Annotated in this window: 18 protein-coding genes and 2 tRNA genes; 8 read left to right on the top strand and 12 right to left on the bottom strand. The window is 41.4% G+C overall.

What is annotated here, in order from left to right:
* Positions 1–2: 2 nt before the first annotated feature.
* From ACK8OT_RS10620 to rfbA, 4 genes are read right to left on the bottom strand one after another with little or no spacing between them, the layout of a single operon-like run.
* A complete protein-coding gene (locus ACK8OT_RS10620) occupies positions 3–803 on the bottom strand; it encodes an ABC transporter permease (protein WP_410196489.1) in 801 nt (266 codons plus the stop codon).
* Positions 804–1889: a dTDP-glucose 4,6-dehydratase gene (gene rfbB / locus ACK8OT_RS10615; protein ID WP_410196488.1), complete on the bottom strand. Its 1086-nt coding sequence runs from the start codon at positions 1887–1889 to the stop codon at positions 804–806. It abuts the gene before it with no gap.
* 59 nt (positions 1890–1948) lie between these two features.
* Positions 1949–2497: a dTDP-4-dehydrorhamnose 3,5-epimerase gene (gene rfbC / locus ACK8OT_RS10610; RefSeq protein ID WP_410196487.1), complete on the bottom strand. Its 549-nt coding sequence runs from the start codon at positions 2495–2497 to the stop codon at positions 1949–1951.
* Positions 2484–3374: a glucose-1-phosphate thymidylyltransferase RfbA gene (gene rfbA, locus ACK8OT_RS10605; protein WP_410196486.1), complete on the bottom strand. Its 891-nt coding sequence runs from the start codon at positions 3372–3374 to the stop codon at positions 2484–2486. Before rfbA ends, rfbC begins: the two co-directional genes overlap by 14 nt.
* Positions 3375–4095: 721 nt before the next feature.
* On the opposite strand from rfbA, the gene ACK8OT_RS10600 reads away from it, so the two are divergent.
* From ACK8OT_RS10600 to ACK8OT_RS10585, 4 genes are all read left to right on the top strand, one after another.
* A complete protein-coding gene (locus ACK8OT_RS10600) occupies positions 4096–5607 on the top strand; it encodes a VapA family S-layer protein (RefSeq protein WP_410196485.1) in 1512 nt (503 codons plus the stop codon).
* Positions 5608–6036: 429 nt separating this feature from the next.
* Positions 6037–7341 (top strand): ABC transporter ATP-binding protein, encoded by a 1305-nt coding sequence (locus ACK8OT_RS10595; RefSeq protein WP_410196484.1) that lies wholly within the window; start codon positions 6037–6039, stop codon positions 7339–7341.
* Positions 7331–8068 carry a sulfotransferase family protein gene (locus ACK8OT_RS10590; protein WP_410196483.1) on the top strand — a complete coding sequence of 246 codons (738 nt, stop codon included), beginning with the start codon at positions 7331–7333 and terminating at the stop codon, positions 8066–8068. The genes ACK8OT_RS10595 and ACK8OT_RS10590 overlap by 11 nt, the downstream gene beginning before the upstream one ends.
* Before the next feature lie 149 nt (positions 8069–8217).
* Positions 8218–11370 (top strand): glycosyltransferase, encoded by a 3153-nt coding sequence (locus tag ACK8OT_RS10585; RefSeq protein ID WP_410196482.1) that lies wholly within the window; start codon positions 8218–8220, stop codon positions 11368–11370.
* A gap of 140 nt (positions 11371–11510) precedes the next feature.
* Here the strand turns inward: ACK8OT_RS10585 and ACK8OT_RS10580 are convergent, their stop codons facing one another.
* From ACK8OT_RS10580 to ACK8OT_RS10545, 8 genes are all read right to left on the bottom strand, one after another.
* A complete protein-coding gene (locus ACK8OT_RS10580; protein WP_410196481.1) occupies positions 11511–12950 on the bottom strand; it encodes a mannose-1-phosphate guanylyltransferase/mannose-6-phosphate isomerase in 1440 nt (479 codons plus the stop codon).
* A 108-nt stretch (positions 12951–13058) separates the two neighbouring features.
* Positions 13059–14018, bottom strand: a complete 960-nt coding sequence (gene fcl / locus ACK8OT_RS10575) for a GDP-L-fucose synthase (protein ID WP_410196480.1) — start codon at positions 14016–14018, stop codon at positions 13059–13061.
* Positions 14019–14094: 76 nt separating this feature from the next.
* Positions 14095–15216, bottom strand: coding sequence for a GDP-mannose 4,6-dehydratase (gene gmd / locus ACK8OT_RS10570; RefSeq protein WP_410196479.1), 1122 nt, complete (start codon positions 15214–15216; stop codon positions 14095–14097).
* A gap of 16 nt (positions 15217–15232) precedes the next feature.
* Positions 15233–16225, bottom strand: coding sequence for a glycosyltransferase family 4 protein (locus ACK8OT_RS10565; protein WP_410196478.1), 993 nt, complete (start codon positions 16223–16225; stop codon positions 15233–15235).
* A 232-nt stretch (positions 16226–16457) separates the two neighbouring features.
* Positions 16458–17186, bottom strand: a complete 729-nt coding sequence (locus ACK8OT_RS10560; RefSeq protein ID WP_410196477.1) for a glycosyltransferase family 2 protein — start codon at positions 17184–17186, stop codon at positions 16458–16460.
* Between the two features lie 13 nt (positions 17187–17199).
* On the bottom strand, positions 17200–18432 hold the full coding sequence (locus tag ACK8OT_RS10555) for a glycosyltransferase (protein WP_410196476.1): 1233 nt from the start codon (positions 18430–18432) through the stop codon (positions 17200–17202).
* Between the two features lie 2 nt (positions 18433–18434).
* Entirely contained in the window at positions 18435–20756 is a 2322-nt protein-coding gene (locus ACK8OT_RS10550) for a polysaccharide pyruvyl transferase family protein (protein ID WP_410196475.1), read from the bottom strand.
* 4 nt (positions 20757–20760) lie between these two features.
* Entirely contained in the window at positions 20761–22062 is a 1302-nt protein-coding gene (locus tag ACK8OT_RS10545) for a flippase (protein ID WP_410196474.1), read from the bottom strand.
* A gap of 717 nt (positions 22063–22779) precedes the next feature.
* On the opposite strand from ACK8OT_RS10545, the gene ACK8OT_RS10540 reads away from it, so the two are divergent.
* The 4 genes from ACK8OT_RS10540 (at position 22780) to ACK8OT_RS10525 (ending at position 25243) form a co-directional block, all read left to right on the top strand.
* A complete protein-coding gene (locus ACK8OT_RS10540; protein WP_410196473.1) occupies positions 22780–23529 on the top strand; it encodes a glycosyltransferase family 2 protein in 750 nt (249 codons plus the stop codon).
* A gap of 152 nt (positions 23530–23681) precedes the next feature.
* A complete protein-coding gene (locus tag ACK8OT_RS10535) occupies positions 23682–24848 on the top strand; it encodes a nucleotide sugar dehydrogenase (protein ID WP_410196472.1) in 1167 nt (388 codons plus the stop codon).
* Positions 24849–25060: 212 nt separating this feature from the next.
* Positions 25061–25137, top strand: a tRNA-Arg gene (locus ACK8OT_RS10530).
* 30 nt (positions 25138–25167) lie between these two features.
* Positions 25168–25243: transfer RNA gene (locus tag ACK8OT_RS10525), tRNA-His, on the top strand.
* Positions 25244–25471 lie beyond the last annotated feature (228 nt).

Raw genomic sequence — 25471 nt, 5'->3', positions numbered from 1 at the left:
CACTATAAAATATCTGAAAAAACAGGTTTTAATCTTTTAAACACCGCAAAGCCAAGCAGCATAAATAACACCGAGCTAGCAAAATAGATCCCCCAAATACCCCAGTTATCAAATGTGCCGAAAATGGCGGCATTGCGAAACGCTTCAACAGGCACAGTAAGAGGGTTGAACTGCAAAATAGGCTGGATCAACGCAGGGGCGTTTTCGAGAGAGAAAAATATCGTACTGGTAAACAGCAACACGGTAATAAACGACATCATAAATTGCTCGATATCGCGAATAAAAACCCCCAGGGCGGCAATTAACCAAGATGCACCCAGCAAAAAAATCGCCAGCGGCAATAACAGAATAGGTACCAGTAATAACTGAGGTTGCAGGGGGATTTGGTTAAATAGCATAAAAATAAACAACACCCCAATACCTATAAGTAGTTGAATTCCAGAAGAAACAAGATTAATCCAAGGTAAGATTTCCAGTGGAAACTGGATCTTAGTGACCAAGTTAACATTACCTGTGATCAATGAAACCGAGCGCGCAAATACCTCGGCAAGCCAACCGTGCAACAATAAGCCTGCAAACAGTAAGGTAGCAAAATCAACCTCAGCAGAGCCTTCGGGTACGCTCCACCTTGCCTTAAAAATATATTTAAAAACAAAGGTATAAATAGCAAGCATAAACAAAGGGTTGAGAAAGGTCCAAAATACCCCTAACACAGACCCTTTATACTTTGCGGCGATTTCGCGTTTGGCCATGGCCCAAATTAATCGGCGATGGGTAATAGGCGCAGTGATTATTTGATGCATTTATTTATCCTGCTGGTAGCTACCATCTTGTACTGCGCGCCACCAAGCTTCATTGTTTAAGTACCAATCAATGGTTTTTTCAATCCCAGTGGCAAAGGTTTCACAAGGTTCATAGCCTAGCTCAGCTTTGATTTTGTCGGTCGCTACAGCATAACGACGGTCGTGGCCAGCGCGATCGGTGACATAGGTAATTAACGATTTACTTGATTGACCATTCGCCGCAGGGGCATGAGGAAACTGCTTTGCCAGATGGGGCTGAGTTGCAAAGCGCTGATCAACTAATTCGCATAACAGGTTCACAATGTCGATATTGGTCCATTCATTTACCCCACCTATGTTGTAGGTTTCACCGACACGGCCTTGCTTGATCACCAAATCGATACCACGACAGTGATCTTCAACATATAACCAGTCACGAATTTGCAAACCATCGCCATAAATAGGTAGCGCTTTATTGTCCAAAATATTGGTTAAACAAAGGGGGATCAGTTTTTCCGGAAAGTGATAAAAACCGTAATTGTTTGAGCAATTGCTGGTTGAAACCTGCAAACCATAGGTTTCAAAATAAGCACGCACTAAATGATCCGACGCCGCTTTGCTCGCTGAGTAGGGCGAATTAGGTGCATAAGGTGTGGTTTCGGTAAACGCAGGATCATGGGGTGCTAAAGTACCGTAAACTTCATCGGTACTGACATGATGAAAGCGATGGGGCAGTGGCTTAGCAGGATCGGCAAGCCAAACATTTCTAGCCGCTTTAAGCAGTGCATGAGTGCCCATAATATTGGTTTCTAAAAATGCGTCAGGGCCGGTAATTGAGCGATCAACATGAGATTCCGCGGCAAAATGCACTAAGGTGTCTATCTTGTGCTCGCGTAATAAGTACTCAACTAATTCCTGATTATTAATGCTGGCCTTCACAAAGTGAAAGCGAGGATGGTCGGCTAGGCTAGCCAAATTTTGCATATTACCAGCATAAGTGAGTGCGTCTAATACGGTCACTTCATCTTGCGGGTATTGGTTTAGCCAGTAGTGAACAAAGTTTGCGCCGATAAAGCCCGCGCCGCCAGTGATTAAAATTCGATTCATGTTCTACTCATATTTATAACTAAGGATGCAGTGATACTCGATACAGGCAAGGGCCAAGATCAGCGAAACTTTGGCGCATCACTAAAAAGTAAACCTGCTTGATCTTTTGCTGAAAGCTCAGGTGGCTGCTGATTAACCAAAGGCCAGTCTATAGCCAAGGTGGGATCGTTCCACAACACCGAGATTTCGCTTGCTGGATGATAATAATCAGTGCACTTATAAACAAACTCTGCACTGTCTGACAGCACATAAAAACCATGGGCAAAGCCAGGTGGTACCCAAAGCTGGCGTTTATTGTCTGCCGACAAAATTACGCCAACCGCTTCCCCAAAACTTGGCGAGCTTTCACGCATATCAACCGCCACATCAAACACACTGCCGGCCACCACGCGTACCAATTTGCCTTGGGTATGCTGGGTTTGATAGTGCAAGCCACGTAAAATGCCCTGCTTAGACTTACTGTGGTTATCTTGTACAAAGGTCACATTGGCCACATCTTGCTGGAAGCGGGCAAGCTGAAAGGTCTCCATAAAAAAACCGCGCTCATCACCAAACACGGTGGGCTCGATAATTTTTACATCATTAATCGCGGTATTAATAATTTTCATGGCTGATACCTTGTTCTTCTAAAATGGTAAGCAAATATTGGCCATAACCACTTTTAACCAAGGGGCGAGCCAGTAAAGCGAGCTGTTTTGCATCTATGTAGCCCATCCGGTAGGCCGCCTCTTCAGGGCAAGATACCTTTAGCCCTTGGCGTTTTTCGATGACGCGAATAAAGTTAGCCGCATCGAGTAGTGAGTCGTGCGTACCTGTATCAAGCCAGGCCGTGCCGCGCCCTAGTAGTTCTACATTTAATTGGCCAGCTTGCAAATAAAGGTTATTAATATCGGTGATTTCTAACTCACCGCGATGCGAAGGCGTGATTTGCTTTGCGTACTCCACTACCTGATTGTCATAGAAATACAAACCAGTGACGGCATATTTAGATTTAGGCTTGGCGGGCTTTTCTTCAATGCTTAATGCTTTACCGTTAGCATCAAAATCAACCACCCCATAACGCTCAGGATCTTGTACATAATAGCCAAACACAGTGGCCCCGTGTTCGCGTTGCGCGGCTTGTTGTAGCGTGTCGGCCAAACCATGGCCGTAAAATATATTATCGCCCAACACTAAACAGACACTGCTATCCCCTATAAACTGCTCGCCAATAATAAAGGCCTGGGCTAGGCCATCGGGGCTGGGCTGTTCGGCATAACTTAACTGAATCCCCCACTGCTCACCGTTACCAAACAAGGTCTGATACAGAGCTTTGTCTTGCGGGGTTGAAATGATTAACACCTCTTTAATGCCTGCTAGCATCAAGGTAGTCAATGGGTAATAAATCATTGGTTTATCGTAAACGGGCAGAAGCTGTTTGTTTGAAGCTAAGGTGACAGGGTGAAGACGTGAGCCGGTGCCGCCAGCTAAGATAATTCCTTTCATTGTTATAAACTACCTTTTTTGTATGGCCAGCATCGCTGGCTAGCTTAACAACAGTGGCCCAAAAATAGTGGCGATATTGCAAGCAAAAAACCTTGCTTGGCTTACGTTATATAGAGTAAAGGTTAAGCCGGAGCTAGGCGAGTTATCATAAAGAGTGGCGATTTTAGCTTGTCAAGACAGCGATTAAAAGGGCAGGGTACGTTTTTATTAACATGACCACAGGCCTACTCACTTCATAAATGTGAAGAAGCCTTAGCGAGGCTGAATAATATAGGCATCGAGACTGTTAGCTACAGCTTGCTTGGTTTGATTGGACATAATGTTTGCTGTGGCAAAAGAGGCGGTAATCTTACCAAGATAAGCTTCACCCACCAAGGTGTAAGCAATTACTCTACGATAGAGCGATAAATAATCGAATTGTGCAGGTGTGGTTGCTTTTTGAACAATTGATGATAATTTGGTTGCTAAGGTGGCGTGAGTCGGTAAAAATTAGCGATCTAGGTTGTGTTTTATTGATGATTAACCGTTTTTTTTGATTCTTCGTTTGACAGTTAAGCGGTTTAGCATAAAAATATCGTTGCGCGCTTTGGTGCGAATTCAGTTTAGTGGTATTTTATATTGCTAGCTAAGTTTGATGCAATTTGCATCAAGGTATATAAAGAATAGACTTAGCTTTATTCTTAGGATCCAAAAAAAACTTTTTTCTAAAAGGAAATTAACAATGTTTCAAAAGAAACTGATTGCTGCAGCAATCCTTGCAACTGTTACCGCTGCGCCTGCTATGGCAGTAGACCTAAATGGCGGCCTAGGTAACACCGTAACAGATATCGCTTCTGTAACTAAAGATGAAGTACTAGCACTATCAACTTACCAAGACGTTATCACAATGACTCTTGAAGCTGGTGAAGACCTAGATGCAGCTGGTGTTATCATTGTTGAAATCAAGGGCCCAGCAGAATTTAACCCAGCTGACGTTAAAAACTTCCTAACCGCTGGCGCTACAGACTACAACATCGCAGTTTCTAACGCTGGTCAAGGTGTTGGTCCTGCAGTTTCATCTTTAATCGCTGACGTTGAAAAAGTATTCCAAACGGACACCGATGGTCCAACAACTTGGTTACGTCACGAACTTGATTTAAACAACAAGCGTCTACGTATTTATGCAGCTAATGCAGCTACAACTGCGGATAGCTTCCAATTTAACTTCGCAGCTGGTAACCAACTATTTAAAGTTGACCCAGGTTTCTCAAGCGATGTTAAACTAGCGTTCGGTGCACTTCTAAACGCATCTTACACAGCGGATCCAAAACAATCTGATCCTATCTTCTCTCCTGTGCCACTATTTAGCCTAGGCTACGATGCAATATGTGATGCAGACGAAGACGGTGAAACTGCGTTAGCACTAGTTTCAAGTGGCTTTAAAGAGCTTCAAGCTGCTGCACCTAATGTAACAATTAATTCTGTTACTCAAGGCTGTATCCAAATCACCAACAATACAACTAACCAAGTTATCCAAGCACCACAAATTGAGCTAGCGATTGAAGGTGACTTCACTGCAACTGCTCCATTAGCAGGTGGCTGGACATTAAACCAAGAAGGCACTGTAGCTACTGCAGTTCTTGATGGCTCAGGTTACGCTAACGTTGGTACCATCGAAGGTGGCGACACTGAAGCGGTAAATACTTTTGTACTACCATTCACTGGTGATGACGCAATCCAAGCTGGCTCTTACAAGCTAACTGCAAGCGTTATCGATTCAAGCGCAACTTACAACCTGTTTGAGCGTTCAATCCTAGACATCATCACTATCGAGCGTGATGGTATGAAGTTTGACACCATCACTACTGGTACTACTTCTTCTAACCAAATCTACATCCGTGACGTATCTAAAGTTCTTCCACCAGAAGGCGGTAAGATCTTTGTTACTATCACTGAATACGCTCAACACGGTGTAAACGGTGCTGGTGAAGGTACTGACCTTGTAGTGCGTAAAGCGCTAACTACTACTCTACCTAGCGGTGGTGCGGTAACACTTGACCCACGTCTAGTTCAAGAAGACCTAGGTGTGACTGTAACTGAAGGCCGCCAAGCTCGCTTCCTATTTGAAGTTGAGACTAACCAAGGTGAAGTTGCAATCAAGAAACAAGTATCTGGTGTGGGTGTAGACATCCAAAACGGTACTCGTGGCGTTGAGACGCAAAAAGACGGTAACCTAGTTGATTTCACTCTTTAATTAAGAGCGTAACTAACAAGCTTTAAAGAGGCGCTTAGCGCCTCTTTTTTTGTTTGATGAAAGCGGTTTTTGCTTTATTGCCATTAAGCTTAATCGCCCAGGGCACGGCCAGACTAACATGCCCCTCGCGCTGGTATCGCAGCTTGCTGCTTGAAAATAGTGTTGAGCACTGCAGTTTAAATAGCATAAATAAACGCGCCTTTGGTGATTATCACCATTAATAAAAGCGATGCTTTACATTATCAATCCAGTGACGATGGAGCTGTTTGGCTTTTAATTCATTGAAATTAGAATTATCAGCCCGTGGTTATATATCTTATCTTTATAAAACATTCCTAAATTAATAAATCCCTCTTGATGGGAGGGTTGTGCTTTTTTCTTCGGCTTGCTTTTGACATAATACGCCTTTTAGTTTTTGGGTAACTTTGAGTGAGCATTCGCGTTAGTAATGTATCAAAATCATTTTTGATGTTTGATAACCCGCTGCAAGTGATAAAAGAAAAAGTCTTTGGCCACACTAAGGTGCCACGCTTTCAGGCCTTAACTAATATTTCATTTAGTGCAGAACAAGGGGAAACCTTAGGGATTGTTGGCCATAATGGCTCGGGCAAATCCACCCTATTGCAAATTATTACCGGTGTGATGCGCCCCGACCAAGGTGAAGTGGCGGTGGATGGGCGTATTGCCGCCTTGCTGGAATTGGGCTCAGGCTTTAACCCTGAGTTTACTGGCCGCGAAAATGTGTTTTTTAATGCCTCCTTGCTGGGCTTAACCGAAGCTGAAATCCGCGCTAAGTTGGATGATATTTTGGCCTTTTCGGCTATTGGTGAATTTATTGATAGGCCAGTTAAAACCTATTCCAGCGGTATGATGTTGCGCTTGGCATTTTCGGTCATTATTAATACCGATCCTGATGTGTTAATTGTGGATGAGGCACTGGCCGTGGGGGACGATGCATTTCAGCGTAAATGTCACGCCCGTATCAAGCAATTACAATCACAAGGCGTTACTTTGTTGTTTGTGTCACACTCCGCGGGGCAAGTTATTGATCTATGCGATCGCGCCATTTTGCTTGATAAAGGTGAAATGCTAATGACGGGCAGCCCAAAAGACGTGGTGCATAATTATCATAAATTGCTTCACATGACAGGGGCTGAGCGTGATGAGTTTCGCCAGCGCATTATCGCCGGCGATATAAGCTGTGAGCCTGTGCTACTAACCAAAGATGATGACGATGACAGTGGCAAGCTGGACGAAAATTTAGTGCCTAGCTCAACGGTTTGGTATCAATCAAATGGTGCCTTGATTCAACACCCACTATTGCGCAACACCGCGGGGCAGCGGGTAAATTTGCTACAGTCTGGTCATTATTACGATTATTGCTTTCAAGTGACATTTGCCCAAGACGCCTTTGAAGTGGGTTTTGGCATGTTGATTAAAACCGTTGAAGGGGCTGAGCTGGCTGGTGCAACGACAACGCGCAATCATCAAAAGCGCCTTGCATTTGTGGCAAAAGGGCAGGTGATTCAAGTGCGTTTTCGGTTTCCTTGTTTATTGCGCAACGGCACCTATTTTTTAAACTGCGGCTGCTCGGCGTTAGTCAACGGCGAACGCCAGTTTTTACACCGGGGTGTTGATGCTGCCATGTTTAGTGTGATTGAAGAAAACCCTGATACCACAGGGTTAATTGATTTTGGTATGGAACTGCACGCAGAGGTAGTGAATGAAGCCTAACCTTTACATTGTAGGCGGGCAAAAATGCGGTACCACCGCGCTAGCGAGTTTTTTACAACAGCACCCTGATATTTGCTTGGTACAGGGTAAAGAAGCGCATATTTTTGATTCTCCCGCGCATTTAACCAGTGATGATGCGGCATTAGTGAATGCCTATAAGGCATTGTTGCCTCACTATCAAGGTGAGAAGTACCTATGTGATGCGACACCTATATATTGCTACTTGCCAGGCATTATTGCCCGGTTAGCGGCGTTTTCACCACAAGCTAAGGTGATTATGCTGGTGCGAGATCCGGTTGATCGCGCGATATCGCAATACCAAATGGAACACGGTCGCGGCCATGAGCCTCGTTCGCTGCTAGGTGCTTTTTTAGCTGAGCCTACACGGTTAAAACAAGCAAGTGATAAGTGGGCGCTCGGCTCTCCTTGGCGCATCCATTCCTACTTAGACCGAGGCCGTTTTAGTGATCAGCTAGCCATTATCAAACAACATTTTAAGCCTGAGCAGGTGCTTGTTTTACATAATGATGATTTGCGTCATCAGCACCAAGCCACGTTAGCTAGGGTGTTTAATTTTCTTGAACTTGCTAATCATGACGTTCCACCGCAAGAAGTGTTTGCGGGCCAAAAGAAAAATATGGGACTGTTGGACCGCTTAGCGGTGGTGTATGCGCGATTAAAATTACGTAGAAGCATATGTTTAACAGAAGAATATAGAACTTTTTGAAAAAAATAATGTTATTCAATGTGTGATAGTTATTATTAAGATAACAAGTTGTTTAACGCAATGCGAGCAAAGCGTTAGTAACTATCATGTTCAACTTAGATTTAGCAGTGGCTGAGAAAATAGATTTCAAAGTATTGTAAGTGGGAAGAATGATTAATAAGTCAGTGGTTGTCGTTTTAGGAATGCATCGTTCTGGTACCAGTGCTGTTGCAGAGTTGCTATCATCCTTTGGTGTGGATTTTGGACAAAATTTAATTCCAGCCGCGCAAGATAATAAAAGAGGTTTTTGGGAAGATCGTGATTTTGTAGAGATTAACGAAAGACTTTTGGCCGAACTTGGTACTAAATGGAGCGGATTGGCTACTTTAAGCAACCCTGTTAGCGAAGAGCTAACGACGCGGGCTTGTGCCTTTTTCAAGACAAAAAAATCGGATTCAAAATATATTGGCTTGAAAGATCCAAGACATTGCCGTTTGGTTCACTTCTGGCATGATATATTTGTTAGCGAAAATGCAGATGTAAAATATATTTATGCTATCAGGCATCCTAATGCTGTTGTCAGTTCACTTGTGAAACGCAATGGCTACAGTGAAACCCAAGCATATTTACTTTGGATGTCATATGTTTTAGATAGTTACAGAAATATTGAAGAATATGATTACTATGTATTGAATTACGAAGAACTGTTAAAAGATACGAAAAAGATTGAAAATCAGGTTAAGCATTATTTAGGTATCGAAAGCGTTACTGACTCAGATGTTATTGACTCTAGCTTATCAAATTACTCGGGCGATGAAAGTAATAATGCAATTGGCATGGCAAGTTTAGCGGAGAAAATTTTTCAGCTAGTGCTATCTGATGATCGAGAAAGTAAGTTATGGGATGAGGTTTGCTCGGAGTACGATAGGCTGTATGAGCAATTTAGTTGGCATGATGCGACAATCAATAAGCTTGCTTTAGAGCTTGAAGAGTCTATTAGCTTTTCAAGCCGAATAAATAATGATGTACTTGAACTTGTTAATAAAAATAGTGAGCTTTGTTCAGAGATCGAACAACACAAGTTATTCAGCGAGCATTTGTCAAGTGATTTGAACTCTTTGAAAGATGAACTTGGTGCTGAAATTGATAAACACAAAATATTTAATGAGCATTTGGTTAATGATATAGATGTTTTGAATGAACAGAATCTAGCATTAGCTAATGAAGTCAAATCTCATAAAGAATTTCGTGAAAAGCTATCTATAGATATAAAAAATTTGAATGAAGTGATTTCAGGCTTGGAATCAGATATTGAAGTTAAGAATGATGAGATCGAGTGGTTAACTGTTGACCGAGAGCAACGCATATCAATAATGGATGGTATGACAGCATCTAAATCATGGCGTTATACCGCACCATTTAGAAATGCTCGACGTTATGTGACTTCTTTTTCTATCACTTTAAAAGGGAAGTTGATCAACTCGGGTTTAATAAAGTATTTACGAAGATTCAAGTTGATCAAGCAAAAGTTGTCACTATATATTTCTCAACTTCCAGATAGTAGGCAGAATCTACTCTATTCATCAGGCGTGACCAAAAATAGACATGACTTATTGTTCTCTGATGAGCATCGTGCCATTGCAAATAAGTCATCTAGTAGTGAAAAACTACCAGAAATTTCTATAAGTGTTGTTACTTATAATAATGGTCGTTGGTTTGGCAAGTTTTTATCAAGCCTTTTAGCGCAGCAGTATCCTATTAATCTCATCCACTTACACTTCGTTGATAATGGTTCTACTGATGATACTGTCTGTAAATTAAATGAAGCTAAATCAGCTGATCATGGTTTTGCTTCCTTTAACGTTTATGAGAGAGAAAATTTAGGCTTTGGCGCAGGTCATGATTATGCTTTTTCGCAAACCAATACGGAACTCGTATTAATCAGCAACATTGATTTAGAATTTGAGTATGACTCTTTGGTTGAAGTTGTATCATTCGCAACTTCTGACGCTGAAGATGTGGCTTGCTGGGAATTAAGACAAGCGCCTTACGAACACCCCAAATTTTACGATCCACTTACTTTTGAAACAGCTTGGTGTTCTCATGCTTGCATACTTGTTAGAAGGTCTGCCTATTTTAATGTTGGCGGTTATGAAGAAAAAATATTCATGTATGGTGAAGATGTTGAGTTATCCTATCGCTTCCGCTCATTGGGATACCGAATAAAATTCATTCCATCCGCGCTTGTGCATCACTACACATATGAGGAGGCTGGTGAAGTTAAGCCCCTCCAATTTTCAGGCAGTACTTTAGCAAATAGCTATTTACGATTAAGGTATGGAAATTTCTACGATAAACTCGCCATCATTCCGTTACAGTTGGCGCTATATTTAAGAGGGAATAGTGTCCCGAATTGTCGTGACTTGGTAAAACGTAACATTGGTTTAATCTTTAAAAATGCCCCCCATTTTTTGAAAACTATCGCACTTAAGCATACTTATTTTCCATTTCGTGGTTTTGACTACGAAATGATAAGAGAAGGTGCCTTCTATGAACTTAAAACAGAGGTGCGAAAGACAGAGTCCTTGCCATTGGTTACTATCATCACGCGAACTTATCGCGGTCGTGAGTTCTTACTTAAAGAATGTATTGCCTCAGTTATTAACCAAACCTATCCGAATATTCAACATATCATTGTTGAAGATGGTGGGGATACAATGGCTAGTCTTGTCGGGAGAGTCAAAGAAGCTTATCCGAGTATTAATATCGAATTTTATGGTTTTGAAAAGAAAGGTCGTTCGTATACAGGTAATCAAGGCCTAGCTAAGTCCAAAGGTAAGTATTGCCTTTTCCTTGATGATGATGACCTGCTATTTCCTGATCATGTTGAAACCTTGGCTTATGAATTACTTTCAAATTCAAAAATCGGAGCTGCGTATTCATTAGCTTGGGCTGTTTCAACAGACGTTAACAAAGAAGATAGTACTTATACTGAATATAACCATTTTACTTTACCATTGTTTTATCAAGAATTTTCACGAGAAGTACTACTAAAGCACAACTATATTCCAATTCAAGCAATTCTCTTTAAACGAAGCCTTTTTGAGGAGGTTGGTGGTTTTGAAGAAGATATGGACTATTTGGAAGACTGGAATCTTTGGACTAAGTATGGCCTTATCAGTGAGTTTAAGTTTGTTCCAAAAACAACTTCAATGTACCGAATACCTAACTCTCAACAGCAAAGTGAGGAACGGTCAGCCTTACTTGATAGTGCATATGAAACTGCTATTTCAAAGCAGAAAGAGATGAAGGTTGTTGCTTAGTGTTTGTGCTATCAGTTGTATTTAAATTGTCTTTTCAAGCTGCTATTTAATTCACTAGCCGATTTAACAGTTTAATCTTTTACCTGTTAAATCGGCTTTCATTCTGGACTTAATTATAACACTCATTGCTTAAAAAACATTCATGCGTTTGCCCTGACTGTGGAATGACGATCTATCCTGCCATATCTGTCTTCAAAGCGCACTATGTCATCTTCGCCCAAGTAAGAGCCTGATTGCACTTCAATCAGCTCTAATGGCACCTTGCCTGGGTTTTCCAGCGCATGGATTACCCCGACTGGAATATAAGTCGATTGGTTTTCAGTCAGCAACAGTTCTTTATCACCGTTGGTCACCTTGGCAGTGCCTGTTACCACAATCCAATGCTCGGCGCGGTGGTGGTGCATTTGAATCGATAATTTCTCACCCGGTTTCACCGTAATACGTTTTACTTGGAAGCGGTCGCCATTATCAATTGAGTCGTATTTACCCCAAGGGCGATACACTTCACGATGATGCTGCCACTCGCTGCGTGTTTCAGCTTTTAGTTTCTCGACGATTTTTTTAACTTGTTGCACTTCAGACTGTTTCGCTACCAAAATTGCATCTTTGGTTTCAACGACAACCACATCATCTAATCCAATGGTAGTGACGAGTTTTTCAGAAGCATGGACATAGGTGTTGCGGGTATCAACATTAATCACATCACCACGACAAGCGTTGCCATGTTCATCTTTATCAGACACCTCCCAAAGTGCTGACCAGCTGCCGACATCACTCCAGCCGCAATCCATTGGCACCACTACGGCTTGGGTGGTTTTTTCCATTACTGCGTAATCGATGGAATCATCGGGGCACGCTTCAAACGCCGCTTTATCAACACGAATAAAATCTAAATCGGCTTGCGTGACCGCCATCGCTTGCTCACACGCAGCTAACATATCTGGGCGATGGGCTTTTAGCTCAGCTAAGTAGGTGCTGGCTTTAAATAAGAACATGCCGCTGTTCCAGTAGTATTCACCAGATGTTAGGTACTCTTGCGCCGTGGCTAAATTTGGCTTTTCAACAAACTGCGCCACGCTAAAGCCTGCATTATCACCTTGCACCTCACCGCGCTTGATATAGCCATAGCCGGTTTCTGGAGTGGTTGGCACGATACCAAAGGTCACAAGCTTATTAGCCTGTGCAAACGGCACGGCTTGCTCAACCGAAGAGCAAAAGGCTGCTTCGTCTTTAATCACATGGTCAGCCGCTAACACTAAAAGCAGTGGGTCATCGCCATTCTTTAACGCTTGCATAGCAGCTAGCGCAATAGCAGGCGCTGTATTACGGCCAACGGGCTCTAAAATAATGCCGCTGGTTTTAATCGCATTAGCTCGAAATTGCTCAGCAACCGAAAAACGATGCTCTTCATTACAAATAACCAAGGCAGGTGCATGCTCAATCCCTTTCAAGCGCAGCGCCGTGGTTTGTAGCATGGAGTGGTTACCGATTAAAGTTAAAAACTGCTTGGGGAAACGTTGGCGCGATAATGGCCATAAGCGTGAGCCAGATCCGCCAGCCATGATTACAGGTAAAAGCATCAAAGCTCCTCAGTGAACAATGTTGTTAATATGAAGCAAAGATAACCGCTATCAAATACAACCGTTCTAATACAGAAACAAAAAAGATTGAAATGATAACGCAAGCCACTACTTTCTAAACATACCTTGATTAGCTACAAACCAGTCGTAAGTTAACGTTAACCCTTCTTCTAATGTAATGGTAGCGCTCCAACCAAGGGCTTTTAAACATGATACATCCATTAACTTACGCGGTGCACCGTCCGGCTTGGTAATATCGAACTCGATTTCACCGCTAAAGCCCACCACTTTCGCTACCGTTTCAACTAATTCGCGAATAGTGCAATCAACGCCAGTACCCACATTGATATGACTCAACATAGGCTCAGTATTGGCTTCGTATGTCGTCTGGTCTAAATTCATGACATAGATAGAGGCCGCCGCCATATCATCCACATGCAAAAATTCACGCATTGGTTTACCTGAGCCCCACGCCACCACCTTTGCATCATCATTAAGCTTGGCTTCGTGAAAACGGCGCAATAATGCCGGTATAACGTGCGAGTTTTCTGGGTGAAAGTTATCATTCTCACCGTATAAGTTGGTTGGCATCACTGAGCGGTAATTGCGACCGTACTGGCGATTATAAGACTCGCACATTTTAATGCCGGCAATTTTGGCGATAGCGTAAGGCTCATTGGTTGGCTCTAATGTGCCTGTCAACAAGGCGCGTTCGGTCATTGGTTGCTCAGCCAGCTTAGGGTAAATACATGACGAGCCCAAAAACAATAAATCTTGTACGCCCGCTAAATGTGCACTGTGAATGATATTGTTCTGGATGGTGAGGTTTTCATAAATGAATTCAGCGGGGTACGTATTGTTCGCCACAATCCCTCCAACCTTGGCTGCAGCAAGATAAACTTGGTCGATTTGCTCAGCGTCAAAAAAGGCGCGCACAGCCTGCTGGTCAAGTAAATCAAGCTCGCTGCGATTACGAGTAACAACGTGAACGTCACTGCTTCCCTGCAATTGGCGAACAATGGCTGAGCCAACCATGCCATTGTGACCCGCTACAAATATCTTTTTCATGGGCAAAACCTATTCTCTTTCCAAACGAAAAACTGGCATCGATCAGCTCTTTGTAAACGCCACTTAACTTAACTAATTACTCAGCTGACACGCTAACGTCGTAACCATGACTTTTTAAAATAGCGTGTTGTTTGGCCTTACTTAAATCGTTTTGAACCATTTCTGCACACATTTCTTCAACGGTAATTTGCGGCTCCCAGCCTAGTTTTTGTTTCGCTTTAGAAGGGTCGCCAAGTAGCGTCTCAACTTCAGCCGGACGGAAATAACGCGGGTCAACCTTAACAATCACATCACCAACGCTAAGCGCTGGCGCGTTGTCACCTTCAATCGCCACAACGGTTGCGATTTCATCCAATCCTTCACCGCTAAACTCTAACGTCACACCCAGCTCAGCTGCAGACATACGCACAAACTCACGTACCGTGATTTGTTTACCGGTAGCGATAACAAAATCCTCTGCCACATCTTGTTGCAACATCATCCATTGCATGCGCACGTAATCTTTGGCGTGACCCCAATCACGCAGCGCATCCATGTTACCTAGGTATAAGCACTTTTCTAACCCTTGCGAAATATTCGCTAATGCGCGGGTGATTTTACGCGTAACAAAGGTTTCACCGCGACGAGGCGATTCATGGTTAAACAAAATGCCGTTACACGCATACATACCGTAAGATTCACGGTAGTTCACCACTATCCAGTATGCGTACATTTTGGCAACCGCATACGGCGAGCGAGGGTGAAACGGGGTGGTTTCTTTTTGCGGGATTTCTTGCACTTCACCGTAAAGTTCAGAAGTCGATGCTTGGTAAAATTTGGTTTTCTTTTCCATGCCTAAAAAGCGAATTGCTTCTAACAGGCGCAATGTACCAATGGCATCAACATCTGCCGTGTACTCAGGTGCTTCAAACGAAACCGCAACATGAGACTGAGCGCCTAAGTTATACACTTCATCGGGTTGAACATCACTAAGTATACGGGTTAAGTTCGATGTATCCGTTAAATCACCGTAATGAAGGAAAAGCTGTGGATCAGACTCGTGACGATCTTGATATATATGGTCGATACGTTCTGTGTTAAACGAAGATGCACGACGCTTTATACCATGTACTTCATACCCTTTTTCTAATAAAAACTCGGCAAGGTAAGAGCCATCTTGACCTGTGATACCCGTTATTAAAGCAATTTTTTTATTCACGTCAGATTTACTCCGTTTATTGCATAAGTTCTTTATATACTTGCAGGGTTTCAATGTAGCACTTATCCCAGGAGAAAAGTTTAGCTTGCTCAAAGCCTGCATGCATTAGGCTCTCTCGTCTACTGGCTACGGATTTCAGCGCGTCGACAAACAGATCTGTATCGGCTTTTGGAGTTAATACTGCTGCATCACCAGCAACTTCAGGTATTGACGATACGTTAACTGCGATTACCGGACATCCAGCCCTCATCGCTTCTAATATCGGAATACCAAACCCTTCATAGCTTGAAGGATATAACAATGCATACGCACGATTATACGCTACATTAAGATCGTTATCGCTTAAACGCCCTAACCATTGATATCGTCCGGGTAAATGATGTTCCAATAAGCGCGTTTCATTTTTACTCAGCATACCACCACCAACTATACTGAGGCTTAAATCAGGAATTTTGGCAACTGCTTCTACAGCGAGGGAGAAGTTTTTATATCCAGCTCTTGCACCCACGAATAATACCTCATTAGTCCTTTCTCTGAGGTTGAGTGGTGAATATATTTCTGAAACACCGTTATAGATTACTCGAACTTTAGAAGCCTCGATAGGGCAATAATGAAACAAATCATTGGCTGTATTCTGAGATACGCAAATAACAATATCACTACGTAGGATAGCGCGATATTTTTGCCAACAATGTATCCACTTGGCAGGCCCTTTTATAAACTTTTCATAAGTGAAGTCATGAACCGTATTTACCAGCTTAATTTCTTTATTATTTGATACACGATAGTAAGAAGAATGAAGAACACCTTTTTTACTATTTATTTTTACACTTCTATATCTTTCTAGCCACTTTAACGGGCGTTCAAAAATAGACGTTTTATCATTTTTTTCATTCAAGAAAGTGACTTTGATATTTTCTTTGGATAGCCTAGATGTTAGCTCGTTAAAATAAACCGATATGCCACCATGAGACTGTAATTTATTAATTATCAGATCAATGTAAATCATGAGAACTCTTGTAAGTAAATAGTAAACATCGTTTTTACCATGGCAATCGCATGAATTTTTCAGAGATGAGTGGTTTATTATTATACGAAAATCTGTAATAAGAATGCGGAAGTTAAGACGTTATGGTGATTTCACGGCGTTTTGTATAAGAAAATCTCATTTTTCCGTCTAAATTTTTTACATTCATGCGGTCACTATGTAGTTTTTACCTTGTCATTAAAGCTAGAAGTATTCACTTGTAAAAAATACCAACGATGATTTCACGTAAAACTCTGTAAGTGTAGTAAGCATAATCTTTCCAGTTAAGGGGTAAATGCTCGCTTCCCGCTTTCAATGAAAACAACAATGACTTAACTCTTTTCACATCGGAGACTCCACCCGCCTGATAATATGCAATAACCTCATCAACTCTATTAAATTCAAATCCTTTACTGTATAACCGGCATATGAGTTCATAATCACCTGCTGAGCCATAATCAAATGAAAAAGGATTATCTATAAGAGTACTGCGTCGAAAAAACATACTCTGGTGTGAACAAACCATGCCTTTATTTAAATGCTCAATCGCTTTTGCAGTTTGTAGGCCATTTACTCGTCTAGCTCCAATAACCCAATGATTCCCATATAAAACATCAGAGCTACATAAAGTAGATATGCATTTTGAAACAGCATTTGGCGTAAAAAATAGATCGCCCGCATTCATGAAAATGACATAGTCGCCAGTAGCAAGCTTTACGCCTTTATTCATAGCATCGTAGATCCCTTTATCTTTCTCAGAAATCCACTTATCTATAACGTTATTGTTAGAAGATAAAATATCAACAGTCCCATCACTAGAACCCCCGTCAACTACAATAAACTCAATATGAGGGTAATCTTGATTGGCAACGGATTCTATCGTAGATTGAATATCTTGCCTTCCATTATAAACAACGGTAATAACACTGATTTTATTTATCACAACAGTTCTTATTCTATTTTATACTTTGATATAATTCATTGTATTTTTTTACAATGTTAGTTTCATCTCTACTTTTAGCACTCTTTATTGCAATACTTTCCCTATCGTATTCTTTCGTTAAAGCGATACTTATTGCTTCAGAAAGCGCTTCGTGGGTGATTTCCTTACTGACTTCTCCCATGCAAGGATCATGAATTAAATCCAACATCCCCCCTGTATTAAAGGTGACACATGGGGTTCCGCATGCTAAAGACTCAACTAAGGTATTAGGTAAATTATCCTGTAATGAAGGGGCGATAAAAATATCAGCTGCATTGTAAAGCAGGATGAGGCTAATATCATCATGCATCGTTCCCATATAGCGAGCTTGAATGCCTGTAAGGGATTCGGCGTCACCATTGCTTGCTCCGAAAATGACCAATTCTACATTTTCGGTTTTACCTTCTGCTGTCAGCTGCTGTAAAGCAGGGATCAGCAAGTGATAGCCCTTTCTAGGGTCTGATGTGCTTGACATCGCACCAAATAATATCAGTTGTTTGTCAATTGGAAATTTGAGAGCCTCTCTAGCCAATTCCCTAGATAAGGGGCGGTAAAGGAGGTGATCAATGCAATTGCTAATAACACGGGTAGGCATCTTTGAAAATAGATCACTTTGCCTAACACAATCTGCCATCCAATGACTAGGTGTAACAATGTGGAATGACTTTCCTTGCCATAATTTTTGCTTGCGTTGAAATATCCACCTATCGAGATCTATTCCTTGGTGTGACGGGTGTCGACTTCCCTTGCTATAGCTGACTCTATACCGTTCTGATGGCTTATCGTCATCATAATGCTCCGCTCCGCTAAACGCCCACATATCATGTAACGTCCACACTACTGGCTGTTGTATGCGGCCTATCTCACCAATGGATAACATTTCTCCGCCAAGCCAGTGTAGGTTAATGATATCGGGGGCCAGTTTTTCTATGTCATGCAGTAACCCAGATGGGAACAAGTTAAGAGAGTGAAGCACTGGATTAGGATTTTGTTGAAGTCGTAATATATTTCGACTAAATAGTGAAGCTAATTGGGTACGAATGCGGCGAAAACCCGAGACAGCATGAACCTTCGGATCATCAGAACATTTGTTAATCACTAACATCTGGCTGTCGAGCCCTTGTTTTCGCTGAGCTTGGTGCAAGCGATAAGCTGCTCTTGCCGCTCCCCCCTCTAGATCGCTGTAGCAAATATGTAGAATTTTCAAACTTATATTTCCTTCATTTTTGTTAATAATGAAGAGGTAAAGGTAAGCTTTTCCATAGTGATTGGGGCGGCTTGTTGTGCATCCAACGAATTTTCTAAAGCATTTACAAGTTCTTCAACTTGAAGATGGCTCATCCCCAATAATGGAACCCCAAAGCATTCGGCAAGCGAGCATACCTTGCCTTTACCTAAGGTATAATCTAGTCCAACGGAGTTAACTCCCAGCCCTAAACCAAAAACAAGTGAATGAAAACGCATTGCTAACAATGCATCAGCACTTTTGAATGCCTCACAATATGACAATGGTGCCATTTCAGGCCCTAACAAGGAGTAATCTAGGGCATTTGCTAAAGTAGGTTTGAAACGGAATAAGCGTCGGTAAAACCAGCGATCGTCAGAGCCAAAATGGTTCGTACACATGGGCAGTGGATGGATCACTAAGTTGGGCCGTTTTACAACCAACTGCTCTAAAGCTTCGACGACTACCCGTTCATAATTATCACGTATAGCAAGTGCTTCAGAAAGCGGAATATGGCGAGCGTATTCTTGATAAGGAAAATCACGTAACCCAAGCAGCAGCACCTGCTGGTTTGGATCATTTATATTGCTCGGTAATTGATTGGCAATTGAGGCCAACCATGTGAAAGCAGGATCTTCTGCAACAGCATCATTTTGGGCATCAACTCCAAGTTGGAGCGCATAATCTCGTGAACGCCTATCTCGATAAACCCGAATGTCGGCTAAGTTTAAAATATTGGCAATACTGTCGTTATGCCACTCATCGCCTAGAGGGCCAACACCACAACCAGAGACAATAGTTTTAGCATTCCCCTGTTTCGCTCGTTCAAACATCACTTGCATTGGGGCTAATGAATCAATCGCCATCAATGGGCCGCCACCAAATACAACATAATCCATTTGGCTAGCTAGCCCGATACCTTCTTCAGGAGTGACTATTTGAGTATTTCGAAATTCTGGCATTTGACGACGAGTAATTTCGCTAATGTAAGTATATAAAGCAACCACTATAAAACGAGTGTTATCACCAAGTTGCAGCCTTAACGCATGCATTACCCCACCAATAATCCCCTTATCTCCTAAAGTTTCAGTACCATACCAACCACAGATTAGAACCTGTTTACTTTCACAAGAAGTTGGGGGACTATTACTTTGGGAGCGGTAAAATTGCAGTTGATTATTGTAACTATGGCGTTGACGGCGTTTATTGAGAGTAACAAAGCCTGGTACTTTACGTAATTTTTCTTTAAGGCCAAACATATCATCAATCCGAGAACGTAAAATTCGGCGATATTCAGCTGGTTTAGGTAAACCAACATAATCATGATGACAATTTGCGCATTCTTTAGAAATGATCTCAGATAAATGTTCTTGATTAGAAAAATAGGCATGCATAGGATCGCCGTCAGCTATATTACTCATCAAGGTTTTACTTTTCACTGCACAATAAGCGAGCTCCCCCTTAGATGTAATGGTGGCACCGCGGTGCTGCCAATCACAACCCGCAGCACGAGGCTTATTATAAATAATCTGTTCAATCAATGAGCGATAAAAAAATCGCTGTAGAGGGCTCGACTCATAATACTTAATAATCCCTTCTAAAAACTCAACAAGTTCATATTTTTCTTCAAATGTTAAAGCATAAGGATCCAGTAAGTTTTCGGTATATAAACGTTGATGGGGTACACCAAGGCGATACTTTACATATAGATCATTAGCGAGGCAAAACTCTAGTAATTCGCTTAAATGAAATACATTATCTCGAATTATAGTGCATCCGATTCGGATATTATCAACGTTATTAAACTTACTTAAAAACGCCAAAACTTTCTTCGCGCTATCAAAATTACCCGTTCGCCCTCTAACGCGATCGTGAATTTCGCCAAAGCCATCAAGTGAGACCATCACATCAAAGTACTTACCATGTGACTTCACTAAATTACCAACTTTTCTTATCTGTTCAACTACGTCAATATGTTTATAAGCATTTGTGATTATTGATACTTGTCTTATATTTGGAAGTGAGTTTAATGCAACTTCAACCAGCTCAATCAAATCTCCTCGTAAAGTTGGTTCACCGCCATTAAATCCAATCCCTTCCACTTTATCAAACAATTTGCTACTTAATCCTTTCCTTAAATCGTCCACATTAATATCTTGGCTCTTTTTATTCTCCCAAATGCGACACATCTGACAACGAGAATTACAGATATCAATCACAGGGAATTGAATTACAATTGGTTTTTCCAATTTAGTACTAGGTGATATAGAGTATTGAACATGTTTGAAAATTGATTTTAACTTCATGGGGTTAGATTCTTCTCTCACAAATAAAGTGATAAAGGTATACAGGAAGCAATGCGCTAGTTTTCAGCTTAAACATAGGCCTGAGCTGTGGATGAAATGCATCAAATAAGTAAAAAGCAGCACTCATACCAGCCAGTGTTGCAACTGCAGATCCAGTGACCCCATAACTTGGAATTAACAACCAATTCGTTAATGCGCTTACTGCCAAGCCGAACAAATTTCTTTGCAAGTTAAGCTTTAATTTCTTCTCAGCAACAAGCCAAGAGCCCGAAGCAATCCCCATACAAAAAAATAGCCCCGCCCAAGTGTGTAAAACAATAACATTAGCACTTTCAGCATAATCGGAGCCATATAACAAAGCCACTATCCAATCCGCTGTTAGAGTAAAAATGATGGCAATAACTAAAGACATCGTTACTAGTAGTGACATTAACAACCGAATACCGTCAAGATATTGTGAATAAGAACTTTGACGCAAACTAATCAGTTTAGGAAAAGTTGTTGCAATAATCACAGCGGGCAAAAAGTACCAAGCCTCAGTAATCCTTGTTGCAGCTGAGTAAATTCCAACACTAAGATCGCCAGATATCCACTGTAAAAAAATCATGTCAAGGCGCATAAACATAATAGCACCAAAGCCAGCTATGATTTCCGGCCAAGATTCTCGAAGTAACTGCACACCTCGCTCTAGCTTTACCCCATAAAAACTCAAATTAGCATTATTCTTTTTCACGAAAAGGTAATAAAAAAGTATAGCGACCAACGCATGCTCAAAAAGGATCAAAAAAACAAAAAAATCAATCCCGCCGTCAAGAAAAACCACCGCCAACTTCATTGCAGATGTAATAAGGAAAGCGACCGAACGACAGATGCTGATTATCTTGAAGTTTGAAGTGCCTTGCGCATAAAAATCAAAGACATCGAATGAAATAAAAAATAATGAGGAAAAAACAACGGCAGAATAGAGAAGGTGTGCAGGCCATATAGCCCATGAAAAAATAACAGCAAAAAGAAATAAAATAAGTGAAATTAGCAATCTTAAATAAAGAGCCGTAATGATGGTTGTCTTAATGAATATAATGTCTTCTAGGTGGTCTGCAACTTCACGAATAATGATTCTATTCAGGCCTAACGAATTTAATACAGATGCGATGACTAATAATGAGATAAGAAAGTTAAGTTGTCCAAACTCTGCGGGGCCTAAACTACGAGCAATTAAACTACTCAAAAGCACCCCAAGTATGAGCCTTAAAGATTTTTCTAAGCCAACCCAAAGGGTATTCCGAAATATCAAATTATTTATCATTCGCTTTATACCGTCGCTAGAGAGAAATTTTCGGGCAACTATTTATGATTAATCATACAAAGGAGGAGCTCAATACCAGAGTCACATCGTAACTTGAATGTGAACGCTAGGCTAGAAATTAAGATAAGGATAAGGATAAGGATAAGGATAAGTGCTGTTGTGTATTCTCTCGTTAGCCATGGCCAGGGCTAACACATGAATGCTTTTTGCACATTTATGCTTATCATTCTGAATGATGGCTGTAGTCGCAGCAAGCCAATGCCACGATATAGTATGAAGGCGAAATCAATAATATCGGGGGCAAAGGAGGAGCTTTGTAGGGAAAACGCATGAATGTGTTTTGAATGATGAGTGATGTTTCCTTAGACGAATAGCTGCTGCAGGACAGCGGCAGTTAGGCCATCAAGGATTGTTGCACTGCTGTTCGGATAAGAAAATGTTACTTTGATCACTAAGATTTTTATCAAAAAATTCATGCTAACACCCTGATTCAGCGAGAAACTATCTGATAGAATGCCTTAGGTATGATGGGTGATTATATAAAAATGTTCGCGTTTTTTCCAAAATGCAATGCTAAAAATGATTGGGCACCAGTTTTAGTGGTTAGAGCATATAATTGGAACATAGTTTGATGTGTTTCATGTTCTTTATTGTGAGTGGAAAACTGCCGGATCTATGTTTTTAAGCGATTACGGGGGTAAATAATTCGGTGGCTTTATGCGAGTGAGCATCATAACAGCAACATATAATAGTGCCATGACCATTTGCGATACGCTTAGATCAGTAGAGCAGCAAGCATATTCTGATATTGAGTATATTGTTGTAGATGGAGCTTCAGTTGATGGCACTTTAGAACTTGTAAAGCGTGAAAGTACAAGGGTATCAAAACTCATTTCTGAGCCTGATCTAGGTATCTATGATGCGTTAAATAAAGGTATCTTAGCAGCCACTGGAGATGTTGTCGGTTTTTTGCATTCCGATGACGAATTTGCTTCTTCTGAATCTGTTCAACAAATTGTTGATACATTCTTAGAGAGCAAAAAAGATGCAGTTTATGGTGATTTACAATATGTCTCAGCAACTAATACTGATAAGGTCATACGATATTGGAAAAGCGGTGAGTATTCACGAAATAAATTAAAGTATGGATGGATGCCACCCCATCCGACGTTTTATATGAAGCGAGAGCTATATGAAAATATGGGGGGGTTCGATTTAAGCTATAAAATTGCCGGTGACTATGATTCGTTACTTAGATATTTGTGGTCTGGTGGGGTTTCAATGTCATATTGTGAGCATGTATTGATTAAAATGAAGCAGGGTGGGGTGAGTAATCGGAGCTTAAAGAATATCTATCTAAAATCTTGTGAAGATATTCGAGCATTGAAAAGTAGTGGTTTAGCGGTCGTGCCGGCATTGTTTTGGAAGAATTTTTCAAAAATACCTCAATTTATCCGTAAAGCTTGATTTTATTTCGTGTTAAGATTTTAAGTATCTGTTTCAACTTAGATTTGATATGTCAGTGCGATAGAATTTTATTCTATTCACTCATTAGTTTTATCCTTGCAAGAGTTTTCTTGTGTTATTCTATCTTTATTTTAGTTTTTTGAGTAAACCAAATGAAAATTGCTATAGCCGGAACAGGTTACGTTGGCCTGTCTAACGCGATGTTACTCGCGCAGCATCATGAAGTGGTTGCCGTTGATATCATCGAAGAAAAAGTAAATTTATTAAACAATGGCCAATCGCCCATTGTTGACACTGAAATTTCAGATTTTTTGGCGAACAAGCAGCTTAATTTTAGTGCCACGCTTGATAAAGAGGCTGCCTATAAAGGGGCGCAATACGTGGTGATTGCTACGCCAACGGATTATGATCCTGAAACAAACTTCTTCAATACTTCTTCTGTTGAGGCGGTGATTAAAGATGTGATGGCGATAAACCCTGATGCGGTGATGGTGATTAAGTCTACGGTGCCGGTGGGTTATACGTCGCGTATTAAAGCTGAGTTCGGCTGCGATAATCTGATCTTTTCACCTGAGTTTTTACGTGAGGGTAAGGCGCTTTACGATAACTTGTATCCTTCACGGATTATTGTGGGTGAGCGCAGCGAAAGAGCCGAGATGTTCGCGGATTTGTTGGTTCAAGGGGCAATCAAAGAAAGCATAGATGTGCTGTTTACCGATTCAACCGAAGCTGAAGCGGTTAAGCTATTCTCTAACACTTATTTAGCGATGCGCGTAGCTTATTTTAATGAGCTAGATACTTACGCGGAAACCCACGGACTGGATACGCGCCAGATTATTCAAGGGGTGGGGTTAGATCCGCGTATTGGCTCACACTACAATAATCCGTCGTTTGGCTATGGTGGTTACTGTTTACCTAAAGATACCAAGCAGTTACGTGCAAATTATGCGGATGTGCCGAACAGTATTATTGGCGCGATTGTCGATTCGAATACCACGCGTAAGGATTTTATTGCCGATTCGATTATTAAGCGTAGTCCAAAGCGGGTTGGGGTTTATCGTCTTATTATGAAGGCGGGCTCTGATAACTTCCGCGCATCGAGTATCCAAGGCATTATGAAACGCATTAAGGCCAAGGGTATCGAAGTGGTGGTGTATGAGCCGGTACTTAAAGAAGATGAATTTTTCCACTCTAAGGTTTATCGTGACTTAAGTCAGTTTAAAGCCGATTGTGATGTGATTGTGTCGAACCGCATGGTGGAAGAGCTGGCTGATGTGGTGGATAAGGTTTACACCCGTGATTTGTTTGGCTCTGATTAGCCTAAATCCAATTTAACAAAATGGCCCTGCGGGGCCTTTTTGGCTTTAATCGGTTAGGAGATGTTAATAGGTTAAGTTCAGGCTTGAGGATTAAGTAACCAAGTGTCTGTGACGATATTTATATTGTCGACAAAATCGCCACTTGATAATGAGACAAGAAAAAATACTGGACTCGTTAATCGCAAAACCTTAGACTTCTTTGCCTAACATTTGCACCCGTAGCTCAGCTGGATAGAGCGTTGCCCTCCGGAGGCAAAGGCCACAGGTTCGACTCCTGTCGGGTGCGCCACGTTAGGATCATTGCTTAATGCAAACAGCGGCGGATGTAGCTCAGTTGGTAGAGCCCCGGATTGTGATTCCGGTTGTCGCGGGTTCAATCCCCGTCATTCGCCCCACTCCCCAAATGCCAACTTATTGTATTCCCCCAAACTTACATTGCATCCACTTTACTCAGCTATACTGTTAAACATGATTTTGATTTGACTGTTTACGATGTTTTTTAGAGATGAAAAGAGTTGTGACTTTGGTTAGACTCCAACCCTTATTGATTTATTTGTAACTAGTCTTTCGTCGGCTCTTCAACTGTTTAATTTGACTGTATTTAGAGTAGGTATTGTTTTTAT

The organism is Motilimonas thetidivivens (genome assembly GCF_046452435.1).
Lineage (GTDB): Bacteria > Pseudomonadota > Gammaproteobacteria > Enterobacterales > CBDFNC01 > Motilimonas.
The sequence above is the reverse complement of the archived record's forward strand: the minus strand, read 5'-3'. Positions and strand labels throughout refer to the sequence as shown.

Excerpts from the sequence above, each read along its gene's own strand:
- ACK8OT_RS10585 (WP_410196482.1), top strand. The coding sequence starts at position 8,218 with ATGATTAATAAGTCAGTGGTTGTCGTTTTAGGAATGCATCGTTCTGGT.
- fcl (WP_410196480.1), bottom strand. The coding sequence starts at position 14,018 with ATGAAAAAGATATTTGTAGCGGGTCACAATGGCATGGTTGGCTCAGCC.
- rfbB (WP_410196488.1), bottom strand. The coding sequence starts at position 1,889 with ATGAATCGAATTTTAATCACTGGCGGCGCGGGCTTTATCGGCGCAAAC.
- ACK8OT_RS10580 (WP_410196481.1), bottom strand. The coding sequence starts at position 12,950 with ATGCTTTTACCTGTAATCATGGCTGGCGGATCTGGCTCACGCTTATGG.
- ACK8OT_RS10565 (WP_410196478.1), bottom strand. The coding sequence starts at position 16,225 with ATGATTTACATTGATCTGATAATTAATAAATTACAGTCTCATGGTGGC.
- ACK8OT_RS10540 (WP_410196473.1), top strand. The coding sequence starts at position 22,780 with ATGCGAGTGAGCATCATAACAGCAACATATAATAGTGCCATGACCATT.
- ACK8OT_RS10545 (WP_410196474.1), bottom strand. The coding sequence starts at position 22,062 with ATGATAAATAATTTGATATTTCGGAATACCCTTTGGGTTGGCTTAGAA.
- ACK8OT_RS10620 (WP_410196489.1), bottom strand. The coding sequence starts at position 803 with ATGCATCAAATAATCACTGCGCCTATTACCCATCGCCGATTAATTTGG.
- ACK8OT_RS10600 (WP_410196485.1), top strand. The coding sequence starts at position 4,096 with ATGTTTCAAAAGAAACTGATTGCTGCAGCAATCCTTGCAACTGTTACC.
- rfbA (WP_410196486.1), bottom strand. The coding sequence starts at position 3,374 with ATGAAAGGAATTATCTTAGCTGGCGGCACCGGCTCACGTCTTCACCCT.
- rfbC (WP_410196487.1), bottom strand. The coding sequence starts at position 2,497 with ATGAAAATTATTAATACCGCGATTAATGATGTAAAAATTATCGAGCCC.
- ACK8OT_RS10550 (WP_410196475.1), bottom strand. The coding sequence starts at position 20,756 with ATGAAGTTAAAATCAATTTTCAAACATGTTCAATACTCTATATCACCT.
- ACK8OT_RS10590 (WP_410196483.1), top strand. The coding sequence starts at position 7,331 with ATGAAGCCTAACCTTTACATTGTAGGCGGGCAAAAATGCGGTACCACC.
- ACK8OT_RS10535 (WP_410196472.1), top strand. The coding sequence starts at position 23,682 with ATGAAAATTGCTATAGCCGGAACAGGTTACGTTGGCCTGTCTAACGCG.